We start from the raw sequence: 12,934 nt of genomic DNA, 5'->3' as shown, positions 1-12,934 counted from the left end.
GTGGGGCACACTTCATAACGTCCACGATTTTGACGCCGGTCCGTACAGATCATACATCGAAACCGGGATGCCAAGCTGCTTCATATAGGTAAACATTTGGCCGCGGTGGTGATAGATATGCGTCGTAATCTCGATCAACCATTTGATCTGAACAGAAGGCTGGTGCTTGGCAAAAAAAGGGGCGGTCGATTTGTTCAGCAGATCTGCCTCATCCAAGTTGTTCATGTAGTCTTTTAACGCTGAGACTCCGCGATGCATAACCTCTGACAGGGCAGCTGCGTCTTTTACATGCATAACGGACATGACCAGACTTCTAACCTGCTCCATGGGTTGTTCCTGCAAAATAGCCAGTTCTTGCTCGGGGACCTGAACAAGATGGCGGGCAAGCTCGATTAAGCTCCGCATGTTCTCGCGAGGACGATACTCCCAGTGTTCCTCCTCAATCATGGAGAGCAGCGAGACGATTGTCGTGAGCGCCAGCTCCATCTCTTCAAACAGCAAATCCTTGATGCGGGATACTTCCGGATTCATGTCTCTCATCCTTTCTTCGGGGCAAAGAATCATTACGAGCATGAATATAACACCTAAATAAGTCAGAACTTGGCTTATTTTATGTGATAATATGGATGAAAAATATGTGGCGAGGGATGAGCGTGTATTGATCAAATCACAGCGCCTGATTCAATTAATGATGGTGATTAACGCCAAAAGGTCGTTTACGGTCAGAGAGCTTGCCGACGAGTTTGGCTTGTCTCCGCGGACGATTACCAGAGATTTACAGGAACTGAGCGAAGTAGGGTTTCCGATTTATTCCGTGCAGGGGCGCGGCGGCGGTTACCGGCTGCTCCAAGAAAGGATGCTTCCGCCGATTGCCTTTTCAGAGAACGAAGCGGTCGCCGTATTTTTTGCCTGCCAATCCCTGCAGTACTTTGGTTCCGTTCCCTTTGACGAGAGTGCAGCTTCGGCGATTCACAAGTTTTATCACTACTTGCCTGCCGATGCGAAAGAGCAGATCGACCGGCTGCGAAATCGGGTCGTCATCTGGAATCCTCATCGGACGATGTCCGCCGACTCCCTTCAGACCCTGCTGCAAGCGATCATGAACGACAGCGTCGTGACCATTGCGTATAAATCCGGCGATGGCGTCACGCAAAGAGATATTCAGCCCATCGGTCTCTATGCGAGCGAAGGATACTGGTATTGTCCGGCCTATTGCTTCCTCCGCCAGACCTACCGACTTTTCCGCGCAGACCGAATCAGCTTTGCGAGTCTGAATGGCGGCTTTCCTGACCGGAAGGATCTGGGTGGCCGATCCGTATTCGATTGGATCACACCGGATTTGACCCGCTTTGAGCAGCAGTGCGATTTGATCGTCGATCTAACAGAGGAAGGCGTACGTTCGCTTGAAACCAACGTCTGGTTCAGTTCTCACATAGAAATTCATGAAGATGGAAGAGGTACTTTACGCATGCGGATCCCCGTTCAGAAAATCGAATTTTTTACGGATTTGATTTGGCCCTTAGGGGGAGAAGCAAAGATCGTGGAGCCTATTGAGGCTGTAGCTTATATCCGGCGAAAAATAGAAACGATCACAAAATGCTATTTTGATCCCATGAGTTAAAAAAGAAGGTAGCCGTTCGCACTGACCGGATACCTTCTTTTCCTGATGAAGTCGGGACACTTCACTCATCTGTCGACGGTTGCACCCATGACGGCTGCTTTTACGTAGGGTTGGCCCTGCAATGCTTTCAGGCTTTCAGCCGTTCCCGTTACGACAACGCCAAACAGGCGCACGTCGCTTGTTTCCGGTTGTTCCTTATCCTTGCGTAAATAATCATAAATCCGCTTAAATTCCTGCTTATATTTTCGATTGTGATGCACTCCATATTCCAGGGCGTCAAGAAAGTTCTTTTCTGAAATATCATCACTATCTGGATGAATTCCAAAACCGTATACGCTGCTCGCCCAGTCAGGAAACGGATCAACAACGGATCCATCAGGCATTTTAGCGGCCGTATAGGGCTTCATATCCGAGTAAGTATCTACCCAATACCACACGGGATGGACACCTGGCGGAAGCATCGCCTTGATCTGCTCTACCGAATAATTTTTATCAAAAGAAATGCCCATTTCAACCCGCTTCCGTCCATCCATGTCCTTCAGCTGCGGAAGCTCGTTAAGATAGTTCGCGTATTTTACGCTCGGAAGATAGAACAGCATCTCTCTTTCTCCGTTATAACGGTTATAGGGGCGTGAATAATGAAATCCTTTGGCCTTCATTTCTGGGTCCATAAGCGACAGGTCAGAATAGTCGCCGGGAGGCAAAGAGAAACTTCCCCAGGAACTGAACTCGTAGTTTTCTTCCCCCCAGATGACCGGGACTCCATCCACAAGCTTATATGTCCGGTACCCGAGTGTACCGTGAAGAAAGCCGTAGTTAATTTGGGAACTGATTATATACTGATTGGGACCACTGATCGCTTTAAGCATCTCAATGTCACGTATTGCATGTTCTGCGCTTCTGTACTGAAGCTGTAAATTCGCAAACCACCCGCCCGCAAGGATAAATAGCGTAATTCCCAACGATATGATTGCGTTCCTCAGCATCGTTCTGCGGCGTGCCTTCCTGACGAGAGCCGACAGCTTCGCCCCATCATCAAAGCTGGATTCGTTATCGTTCATCGTACAGTCCTCCATATTTTTTCTGAAATAGTTTGCGTGCCCGATATAGGTACGTCTTCACCTTCTCCTCACGAATGGCTATGAGTTCAGAGATTTCTTTATAGCTAAAACCCCGTTCGTATTTTAAAATAAGCAGCTGTTTATAGATCGGAGCCAGCTCTTCCATCACCTTTTCGATCTCTTCTCTCCGTTCCTTTCGCAGCAGGATTTCCTCTGGAATTTCACTGCCTTCCACAGTCGCCTCTTCCATCGAAATCTCGATTCGTTTGCGTTTTCGGAGCAAATCGTAATATCGATTGAGTGCGACCCGGTACAGCCACGCCGAAAACTTATCAGGCCCGATGGAATCAATATACAGGAGACCTTTATATACCGCGTCCTGGACGATATCCTCGGCGTCAGCCCTGCTTGCCCCCAGGCGAATCAGGTACCGCTGAATCTGTTTCATTTTATCCTGCATCAGCCGCAGCAGCTGCTCGTTATCCACTTTCAACCTCCCTCCAAGCAGTACAACGTTTGGGTAGGTGCATATGTATACAAGCGCGGCAAAAAAAGATTTTTCCTCTCGTAGAATCGGACCCATCGGTGAGTCGCAACAGCCATGAATTAAACAAAAAACAGCCGATCTTATCGATCAGCCGCCCGGCTACTTATTTGTAAAATTGAACACCTTTGCCGCACCGATCTCAGCCCGCAGTTCCTTGTCCTCTTCCGTGAACCTGTTGTTCGTATAACGCGCGAGGGTTTTTCTCCAAAAATGAATGGTCCTTGAATTCCTCTCTGTCGGGGTCGTGTAGATCAGCCATTTTCCCTGGAACCGGTTGAAGATTTGGGTTATGGCCTCCTCGGCAACGCCCTGACCCCGGAAAGGCTGCAGTATAAAATATTCGTTCACCAAAAGGTTGCTGTCATCCTCCACATAAGGAGGTGTGGCAATCAATGCGAATCCTGCGGGCACTTCGTCGACCCGAATCAAGAAAGGAAAAAGGCACTCCTCTTTTTCCCACCAAATATCAAACTCGGGCATTTGCTGCTGAAGCGTTTGAATAGCATCGCTGTCTTCAAAGACGCCATACCGATTGGGAAGCACGTTACGGATCCCTGCTAAATCGTGAAGATACAGGGGGTAAAGGTTATAGATGATTGATTGTGTATCACGCCTGCTTAATTCAACCGTTATTTCCGCCATGTTGGATCCTCCTCAAAGAGCCTTTTATCTTTTACCGAAAAGTATATCGGCTGGCGCTTTGAAACAATAGGCAGAGAATACACATAACCATTCAGGGTACAAAAAAAGGGCTCGCGCTGGTTGGGTCACACGCAAGCCCCTGGCATTATTTTTTCTGGTATACGATCTTTCGGATCGTTTCTACCGCGAGGCAATAGGACTGGGAGAGCTGCTCCACATCAATTCCTTTACGGAACGATTGCCTGATCTCTAGATTGCGTTTCCGCAGATAGTCCCGCTGTCCCGAAAGCTGGCCCCATTTTTGCGGCCATCCTCGCGAGAAGGAATATAGATCGTCCTGCCTTGGACGTATTTTTGAATTTCCTGAAGCAGCTGTTCAGGTAAAATGTCGCTCGCAGATACATATTTCATTGGCTTCGCCCTTTCATCCAAGTGAGTTGCAGATGGTAAGGTAGCAAAGCCTTCATGACAAACATCCTGCTAATGAATTGAAAATGATGCGGTTAATAGATAAGGCTCCATGCAAAACAACCGCCGCTGTTTGTCATATAGACTCTGCATGGAGCAAAGATGTAAACTTTGCATCGGGTAAGCTTTTGGATTCAGTAGGTCCTGAACCGGCATCATCGCGATATTCCTCTCTTTCGGTTATTCATCTGCCTAGTAGTTTCCACATGATATCTGTGGATTCCTTTGACTCTAGCAAAAAAATGAGACAAATCACTGCAATTCAGGTATATTCAAGGAAAAGATTCAAATGGAGGAAGAATTTTGAAGAAAATTGTCATGATATTGCTGGCTTGTGTGCTGGGGATTTCGGTAATCACGAATGAACAAAAGGCGGAGGCTAGTGGAGAGACAGAATCAGAGCTGCCTACCATCGAATTGAAAGATAAAGGAGTTATCCTATCAGGTCAAACCATGCTTCCCATTGGCCAGCTATTTAAAGAATTGGGCCTGCAACTGCAGTTTGATCCCAAACAGGGAAACATCGGCTATACCATCGGGGATATCAAGGTCACCGCTAAGCTGAATGTTAAGTCCGTGTCGATTAATGGAGCAAAAAAGCTGTATACTGTCCCACCTCAGCTCATCGAGGGCAAGCTGATGCTTCCCCTCCGGATGATAACGGACACGCTGAATGCAAAGACAACAGTAGATTACACCAGGCCTATAAATGAAAAAACAAAGCCGATCAGCTACGTTATGCTCACCACATCAGCCAAGAAAGTTATCATTTTTATTAATAACGCCTATGAAACCTATAAAAAATATATAGGCAAGACTGTTTGGATTCACAGCTACCGGGTGCAGATGAAACTAACGGAACTTGACGGAACGCCAACTAAATCGGTTCACAATTTGTCGCAAGTTAAGATCATCAAGGTAGAAAGCGATGAACTAATTACCGGCTGGGTGGACGTATACTTTACTTATCAACACAAAACATATAAAATCAAGAGCCTTCACACCGAGGATTTCCAAAAGGTAATTTCGACCGTTAACCCTTATAAAACCTTTGACTTTCCAAGTTCATCTTGGAAGCTCATCGAAAATAGCCAGGTTCGTGTAGGGATGACCGGCAAGATGCTCGAATTATCCTGGGACAAGCCGGACCGGATCCTTAATTCGGGGAATCATACCGTAACCTGGATCTACGACATCGCACCACCAAAATTGTTTATCTACGTAACGCTGAAAAACGGCGCTGTAACCTCCTATTCTTTGGAGGAGAAATAAGGTTCTCTTCAATCTCATATTAGAGTTCGGAAAAATACGATCCAGAAAAGGGAAGCGCAAGAATTAGCGCTTCCCTTTTCTTATACTAAACACTCATCAGCTATAACAACTATCTCCAAATGTCACCATTAGTCATAGCAGTAATACCCGTGGACAAAACGCTACGGAAACCAAGACTCCACTTTCAATCCCACAAAATCGTATCCGTCGTAATATAGGCCGCGCCCGCCTCCTCAAACGGCCGCGAGATCTCCCGCTCGTTTACGGTCCAGATCGACACGTCAACTCCGGCCTTGCTGCAGTTTCGCACGTCATCCGGCGTCGCCGAACGATAGTCGTAATCCAGAAAAGCAGGCTGCAGCCGGCCGATGAGCTCAAGGTCTGCTTCGCTTGGCGGCTTCGCCGATAGAAAGCCGAGCGGCACCGCCGGATCGATGGCACGCACCTTCAACAGATCGTTGGCATTGAAGCAGATGAAGCTCATTTGTCCCATCATGCCGGAGCCGCGGACCAGCTCAACGAGCCTTTCCAGATCGCGATCCTGGTGATATTCCTCGATCTCGACGAATGCATGCATGCCGTATTTGACGCATACGGACAATACTTCCTCCAGTGCCGGGATTTGCAGGCCGGAATAATCGCTGATCCCGTTTCCGGAGGTGATGCTCAGCCCGCGGATCTCGGCAAACGAGAAATCTTTCGTCCTCCCCGATCCGTTCGTCATCCGGTCGACGGTACGGTCATGATGGACAATCCAGCGGCCGTCCGTCGTGCAGTACGTATCGCATTCGATGCCCCAGAATCCCAATCGGCCCGCCAGTTCAAAAGCCGCGACGGTATTCTCAGGCGCCTGCATACTAAGCCCCCGATGGGCTACATACTTCGGTTGCTGATTCACCTGTCTTCACCCCATGATCCGAATTTTTGTTGCTGTCCTCATCCTTTAATCGAACCGAGCATAACCCCTTTGTTAAAGTATTTTTGCAAAAAGGGGAATATGATCAGCAGCGGCAGCGCCGTTAACATGATGGCTGCCATTTTGGCTGCAGGCGTATATTTATACAATACAGTGGACGCGTTGGATATGGTAGGGTCATCCTCAACGAGCATTTGCCTCAGAAAGACCTGCAGCGGCATAAGCTTCGCATCGTTTAAATATATAATAGCGGAAAAATACGTATTCCAGTTGCTCACCAGATAAAACAACGTAAAGGTCGCAATGACCGGCATAGACAACGGCACGATGATTGATAGAAACAGGCGCCACTCTCCGCTCCCGTCGATCCGGGCCGACTCCTCCAGCTCAAGCGGCATGGACTGAAAAAAGCTCCTCATCACAATGACGTTGAACGCGGCAATCGCCGAGCTAAGCCAGATCGCCCAGAAGCTGTCCAATAGATGGAGCGATCGAACGACCAAATAGGTTGGAATCATGCCTCCTGAGAACAGCATCGTGAAAAATACAATAAAATTCATTGTACTGCGCAGCTTTAACCATCGCTTGGACAGCCCGTAGGCCATAAGGGAGGTCAGCACGATATTCAGCGCCGTCCCTCCCAAGCTGATGATCACTGCATTGCGGAATGCTAGGGTAAAGCCCGGATGGGCCAGCAAATACAAATAACCGTCCAAGGTAAACTGCTTCGGAATGACGAAGAATCCCCGCGTTAAATACTCGTACTCCGTCGAGAACGAAACCGCAAGCACGTAGAACAATGGAAAAATCGCAATCGCGGCCGCCAGGAAAAGGATGAAATAAACAAGACACGTGAAGAACAGATCGGGCCCTTTTGCCTGCCGCATTTAAAATACCCCCTCCTGGCCGAATCTCTTGGCGAGCCGGTTCACACCCCATACCAGCACCAAACCGACCACGGATTTAAATAAACCGACGGCCGTCGAGTAGCTGTAATCGCCTTCGATCAGACCCTTTTTGTATATAAAAGTCTCAAACACCTCGGACACCTCTTGGTTCATCGGGTTCTGCAGCAGGAAAATATGCTCGAAGCCGAGGTCCATCATGTGCCCGAACCGTAAAATAAACATGACGACAATGACGCCCCGCAAGCCGGGTAGCGTAATATGCCACACCTGGCGCCATCGGTTCGCGCCGTCCATCTTAGCCGCTTCGTACAGCGTAGGGTCGATGCCCGACAGGGCGGCCAGGAAAATAATCGCTCCCCACCCGGCCCCCTGCCAAATGTTCTGTAACAGCCACACCCACCGGAAGTAGCGGGGATCCGTCATCAGTTCAATTGGGCCCAGCCCCCAGTCCTCCAATAGCTGATTGATGCCTCCGGAGCCGGTGGCGAAGAGCACGATCGTAATACCGACGATCACGACCCACGATATAAAGTTGGGTGCATACAGAATGGTTTGGACCGCCGCCTTCATTCGTCTGGCTCTCAATTCATTCAACAGCAGAGCGACGAGGATCGGGGCTGGGAAAAAGAACAGCACATCCAGCAAATTGAGCAGCAGCGTGTTTTTGAGAAGCAGCAGGAAGTCGCCTTCAGCAAATAATCTGCGGAAATAATGAAGACCTACCCATTCGCTCCCCATTATTCCCTTGAAGGGACTATACTTCATAAAGGCGATCGAGATCCCGAACATCGGGATATATTTAAAAATGATAAAATAGAGCAGACCCGGCAGGATCATGAGATAAATGGGAAATGCCCTCTTCCAGTACGCTTTCATGTCTTCAACCTCCAACTCGCTGTATAGCCAGCCTGGAAATAAAAGGCCCCAGGCGGCCGCAGCCGCCCGGGACCTTCAGGCGAACGTTATGGATTCGCCGTGTATGCGGCATTCACTTCCTCGATAATCTGGTCTCCGCCGCTGCTCTTCCATTCTTTGATCGCTTCATCGATGCTCTCCACCGGCTTTTTGCCTGCGATAATTTCAATGACGGTTTTGTGGAAGCTTTCGTCGAGTGCCGTTCCTTTCTCCAAGTACGTATTGGACGAGAACAGATAGGCGTCGGACGCGTTCTTATATGGATACTTGCCAGCGTTATCAATGGATTGCTCCATCTCTTTAGCCCATGTGGTATCGCTCCACTTGTAGGTGTTGAATGTATTGGAATTGTTCCGCAATACCCAGTTCCACAAGAGACTTTGCCGCCCCTCGCCTTCGGCCTTCAACTCATCGGTCATTTCATAGGCTCCGCTGCTGTTTTTCTTGTAATGGATATTTTCAATCCCGTTCTTCAAGATGTCTTCCCCTTCCGGCGATACCCACCAATCAAACAACTGCAGGATGCGATCCCGCTTCTCGGCATCCACGTCCTTGCTCAGGACGACTTTGATCGTTCCGCTCGTTGGCGTCGATGTTCCCCGCATCCCGTCCTTGCCCATCGGCGGCGCCAGCTCCACAAATTTGGCTCCAGGAGCAATCGTCTGCAGCTGCTGATTGGTTTGCTGGCTGAACTGGTAATGCATGTCGGCAAAGCCCACTTTGCCCTGCGCGTATTTCTCGTTAAAATTCGTGTTCGTAACAAAGTCTTTGTCGAGCACGCCTTCTTTATATGCACGGCTCATAAAGGTCAGGAACGCCTTCCATTCGTCCTATTGGACCTGCATCGGAATCAGCTTACCGTTCTCCTCCTTCCAGCCATTCGCGAGCCCAAATGGCGCGAACAGCTCCGGCATGCCCAGCAGGCTTGCATTGCCCAGCGCCGAGAATCCAAACGTATCGTTCTTCCCGTTGCCGTCCGGATCCTGAGTCGTGAAAGCTTTGGCCATATCATAAAATTGGTCGATGGTGAATGTATCAGGAGTTGGTACGGGAATTCCCAGCTTATCCAGCCAGTCCTTGCGGACGTAAATGGTATTCTGGGCTGTGGCATAGATCGGAATGCCGAAAATTTGGTCCTTCGGGTTCAGCAGCGCCCATTCTTCCGGTTTTGCGATGCTTTGCAAATGAGGATATTGGGCTAACTGAGGCTTTAAGTCCTGAAATACGCCCTCCTCCACCCATTTCAAATACTGGCTTGGACTATCGATCCGCATCACGTCGGGCAGTTTGCCGGATGCCGCAATCACGTTCAGCTTTTCGTAAAAATTCGCATTCGGCACCCATTGAATTTGAAGGTCCACATTGAATTTGTCATCGATGTACTTGATGATCGGATGATTGTTGTCCGGCCAGCCCCCTCCTTTCCATGACGCAATCATCATGTCAATTTTGATTTTTTTGGGCTTGTCCTTGTCTCCGTTCGTTCCAGATGCGGTCCCCGTATCCTCCGATCCCGCGGATGAACATCCAACGGCCGCTAAAAATACGAGACTCATAACCAGGATGATTGAGAGCATTCGTTTCACTTCAGGTGACCTCCATTACCCATTTGATTTTGTCCTCTTCCATTTCAATATATCTTGCTGACAGGGGTCACTTTTTCACAAAATGATGATCTTTTTATCCAAATTTCCGATCATGGATTTATCTTTTTTGGGAATTTCAGCGTGACGACGCTTCCTTTACCCGGTATTGACTGTACGTGGACGCCGTAAGCTGAACCGTATTTCAGCACCATTCGGGCATGAACGTTAATGATTCCAACCGATTCCTCCTGAGCGAACGGCTCTGACTGCTGCTCTACCAGCTTCATTCGATGCATGATCCGCTCCAGGTCTTCCTCGGGGAATCCATTTCCGTTATCGGTGACGTCAATGACGAGGTCGCCCGCTCTCTCATAGGCTTCCACCGTAATTTGGGCATGGCCGTTTTTGGGTTCCACCGCGTACTTCACGCTGTTCTCCACGATCGGCTGCAGCGACAGCTTGATCATGCGGCAGTTCATGCAGGACTCCGGCACCAATATGCTGCTGTGAAAATGATCAAAGCGAATATGAATGATATCCAGATAATTGTGCAGATTCTGCAGTTCATCCCGCAGCAGCACTTCCGATCCGGGCATTTTCGAGGTATACCGGTAAACGCCCGCCAGGCGGGTCGCCATTTTTTCAATGGTCGGCACCTTCTCGATAAAAGCGATGCTCTTGATAATTTCCAGCGTATTGTACAGCAAATGGGGATTGATCTGGTTCTGAAGCGCCTGAATATGCGCATCCCTTTGCCGCAGCTGCAGCTTCATCTCATTGATCTCTAGACGATGGACGGTGTGGATGAGCTCATTCAGCCTGGACGTCATCTGATTAAAGCTCCCGTTCAGCTGCTGTATTTCGTCCCTGCCGGGAACCACGATCGCACTGACCTTGGTATCGCCGGTCTCCACGCGCTGCATCAGATTCCGCAGGTGAAGAATGGGCTGGACCACTTGGCCGACCATCCTGGGGATAAAGAACAGCGATAACACAATGATGCCCGTCATCACCCACAACGTAGCTTTGCGGGCGAAGTCCAGGCCGCTGGCCATCTCGTGCATAGGCACGGAGGCGACCATATTCCAGCCGGTCACTTCCGAGCGATTGCCGGACATCAGAATTTTTTCCCCGTTTCGTTCGATGACGGCATCCTGCTTACCAAGAGGAAGGACGCCCAGAGCTGTGTCCTTCACGTGCCGGCCCGCCAAACTCACGTCCGGGTGATACACGATTTCGCCGCTCGAATCGACGATAAAAAAATACCCTGTTTTCCCAAGCCTCGTCTGCCCAAGAATATCCTGGACTTCCGTAATCGATAGAGCAATATTCAGATTGCCGATGAGCTTAAGCGAATTCGGATCAAATACAGGGACGATGAGCGTAATATAAGGGTATGCGGGCACAACCGCATCTTCATGGCGGTAATAGGAGGGAACGATTTTTAATTGATCGGACAAGGGGCCCACCATCCAAGGCGAGGATTCAATCATCGGATGGCTCAGGGAGTGATCTTTCGAATAAATCAGCCGGCCGTCCAGCGAACGGAGAACGATGCCCAGGACGTTGGAGTAATTGATCGCGATATATTTCGACATGATGCCTTCGACCAGCGCTTCCTGTTCCCGGTTGAAATTCTCGCCGCTAATGAGCCATTTCTGAAGAAGACCGCTCTCCGGATTGTCGCCAAGCAGCGAATTCGAGGGCAATGGACCAGCAATCGAAGCGTAGGTCGATTGGGCCATTTGCGTAAAATACCGGTCCAGCTGATGATTGATTCTTGCGGTTGAGTCCTGGGCAATCGTGTAGAAATCATCCTTGGCTGATTCCGTGTAGTAGTAGGATGTGAAGCCCGCCATCAGTGCAATGGACACAAAACTCACCGACAGCACCAGCCCGAGGATCTTCGTCTTGAACGAAAATCGGTAATGCCAATGGCTCCATTTCATGATCCCATCCTCTTTCTGTATTCGAGGGGCGCCACCCCGGCAAGTGCCTTGAACACCCGCGTAAAATAGGGCGTAGACGAGTAGCCGACGATTTCCGCAATTTCGGATACGGCGTATGAGGTCGTTCGGAGCAGCTTTTTGGCCTCATCAACGCGCAAACGGTTGACGTAGCTGACAAGCGAGCTGCCCGTATGCTTTTTGAACAGTGCGCTGAAATGGGAGACGCTGAAATTCGTCAGGTTCGCCATGTCCGTGAGCGATAAGTTCGTTTTATAATTGGCGTCGATATACCGGCACGACTCGGCAATGGCCGCGGGTATGCTCGTTTTCGGTGTTTCCGGGTATCCAAGGTACCACTTTTCCAGCAGTGTCATGTAATATTTCAGGGTGGACGCATCATCGCCTGACTGATATTTCGGAACGTCCGTGAAGTCCAGGCCGAATTCATTCATCAGGTTCTTCAGCTTGTGCTCCATCATATTCAGCAGCCCGACCCGGGCATTTCTGTTCAGCAGATGCAGCCTTAAGATGGACTCGATGAATTGGCGCTGCTTTTGCATCACGACATCGACCGCCAAGCCCTGGCTGTTATCCAGTAAAGACTGAAACTTGACGATATAATCGTTCAAGTCCTTTAGCGACTCCAGCTTCTCCTTCGATCGGTTTAATGCCTCGGTCAGCGTTTCAAACTCTACCGGCTTCAGCAAATAGTCCGATACGCCATACGTCATCGCCTTCTGGGCATATTGAAAATTGTCGTATCCGCTAATAATGACCGATACGAGCGGAATGCGATGCTCAGCTATTCTTTTGATCAGAGATAACCCGTCCAGTTCAGGCATCATAATATCGGTGATCACGAGCATGGGCCATAGTTCTTGAATCATGCTCCACGCTTCTTCCCCGTTGCTGCATTCTCCGACGACCTCGAATTCCTCCCCGGCCGTCTTCACCATCTGGACGATTCCTTTTAATACCCACGGTTCATTTTCGGCGATCAGAACGGTGTACATATTGCGCTAAACCTCCATTGTTGGCAATTATCCAGG

Annotated in this window: 13 protein-coding genes and 1 pseudogene; 2 read left to right on the top strand and 12 right to left on the bottom strand. The window is 49.4% G+C overall.

Annotation, left to right across the window (positions count from 1 at the left end; translation table 11 throughout):
- Nucleotides 1-12: 12 nt before the first annotated feature.
- Nucleotides 13-531 carry a DinB family protein gene (locus C7820_RS20355; RefSeq protein WP_116232535.1) on the bottom strand — a complete coding sequence of 173 codons (519 nt, stop codon included), beginning with the start codon at nt 529-531 and terminating at the stop codon, nt 13-15.
- 127 nt (nt 532-658) lie between these two features.
- Here C7820_RS20355 and C7820_RS20350 point away from each other — a divergent pair, with 127 nt between their 5' ends.
- Nucleotides 659-1,621: a helix-turn-helix transcriptional regulator gene (locus tag C7820_RS20350; protein WP_116232534.1), complete on the top strand. Its 963-nt coding sequence runs from the start codon at nt 659-661 to the stop codon at nt 1,619-1,621.
- A 65-nt stretch (nt 1,622-1,686) separates the two neighbouring features.
- Here C7820_RS20350 and C7820_RS20345 read toward each other — a convergent pair whose 3' ends face one another.
- The 4 genes and pseudogenes from C7820_RS20345 to C7820_RS20330 all read right to left on the bottom strand — a co-directional run bounded on the left by C7820_RS20345 (nt 1,687) and on the right by C7820_RS20330 (nt 4,282).
- On the bottom strand, nt 1,687-2,682 hold the full coding sequence (locus tag C7820_RS20345) for an anti-sigma factor (protein ID WP_181909126.1): 996 nt from the start codon (nt 2,680-2,682) through the stop codon (nt 1,687-1,689).
- Entirely contained in the window at nt 2,672-3,169 is a 498-nt protein-coding gene (locus C7820_RS20340; RefSeq protein ID WP_116232532.1) for an RNA polymerase sigma factor, read from the bottom strand. Before C7820_RS20340 ends, C7820_RS20345 begins: the two co-directional genes overlap by 11 nt.
- A 159-nt stretch (nt 3,170-3,328) precedes the next feature.
- A complete protein-coding gene (locus C7820_RS20335; RefSeq protein WP_116232531.1) occupies nt 3,329-3,871 on the bottom strand; it encodes a GNAT family N-acetyltransferase in 543 nt (180 codons plus the stop codon).
- Between the two features lie 145 nt (nt 3,872-4,016).
- Nucleotides 4,017-4,282 (bottom strand): annotated as a pseudogene (locus C7820_RS20330) (CD3324 family protein).
- A gap of 360 nt (nt 4,283-4,642) precedes the next feature.
- Between C7820_RS20330 and C7820_RS20325 the strand changes: the two are divergent.
- A complete protein-coding gene (locus tag C7820_RS20325) occupies nt 4,643-5,611 on the top strand; it encodes a stalk domain-containing protein (protein ID WP_116232530.1) in 969 nt (322 codons plus the stop codon).
- A 184-nt stretch (nt 5,612-5,795) separates the two neighbouring features.
- Here the strand turns inward: C7820_RS20325 and C7820_RS20320 are convergent, their stop codons facing one another.
- The 7 genes from C7820_RS20320 to C7820_RS20290 form a co-directional block, all read right to left on the bottom strand.
- Nucleotides 5,796-6,509, bottom strand: coding sequence for a glycerophosphodiester phosphodiesterase family protein (locus C7820_RS20320; protein ID WP_116232529.1), 714 nt, complete (start codon nt 6,507-6,509; stop codon nt 5,796-5,798).
- 38 nt (nt 6,510-6,547) lie between these two features.
- Complete coding sequence (locus C7820_RS20315) at nt 6,548-7,414, bottom strand: carbohydrate ABC transporter permease (RefSeq protein ID WP_116232528.1); 867 nt, start codon at nt 7,412-7,414, stop codon at nt 6,548-6,550.
- A complete protein-coding gene (locus C7820_RS20310; protein WP_116232527.1) occupies nt 7,415-8,311 on the bottom strand; it encodes an ABC transporter permease in 897 nt (298 codons plus the stop codon).
- Between the two features lie 86 nt (nt 8,312-8,397).
- Entirely contained in the window at nt 8,398-9,153 is a 756-nt protein-coding gene (locus tag C7820_RS20305; RefSeq protein ID WP_116232526.1) for a type 2 periplasmic-binding domain-containing protein, read from the bottom strand.
- Between the two features lie 27 nt (nt 9,154-9,180).
- Nucleotides 9,181-9,927 (bottom strand): extracellular solute-binding protein, encoded by a 747-nt coding sequence (locus C7820_RS20300; RefSeq protein WP_258875332.1) that lies wholly within the window; start codon nt 9,925-9,927, stop codon nt 9,181-9,183.
- A gap of 119 nt (nt 9,928-10,046) precedes the next feature.
- On the bottom strand, nt 10,047-11,885 hold the full coding sequence (locus C7820_RS20295) for a cache domain-containing sensor histidine kinase (RefSeq protein WP_116232524.1): 1,839 nt from the start codon (nt 11,883-11,885) through the stop codon (nt 10,047-10,049).
- On the bottom strand, nt 11,882-12,898 hold the full coding sequence (locus C7820_RS20290) for a response regulator transcription factor (protein ID WP_116232523.1): 1,017 nt from the start codon (nt 12,896-12,898) through the stop codon (nt 11,882-11,884). Before C7820_RS20290 ends, C7820_RS20295 begins: the two co-directional genes overlap by 4 nt.
- Between the last annotated feature and the right edge of the window lie 36 nt (nt 12,899-12,934).

The organism is Paenibacillus sp. VMFN-D1, from assembly GCF_003386155.1.
GTDB lineage: Bacteria > Bacillota > Bacilli > Paenibacillales > Paenibacillaceae > Paenibacillus_AQ > Paenibacillus_AQ favisporus.
This window is presented reverse-complemented; position numbering and strand designations above follow the sequence as displayed.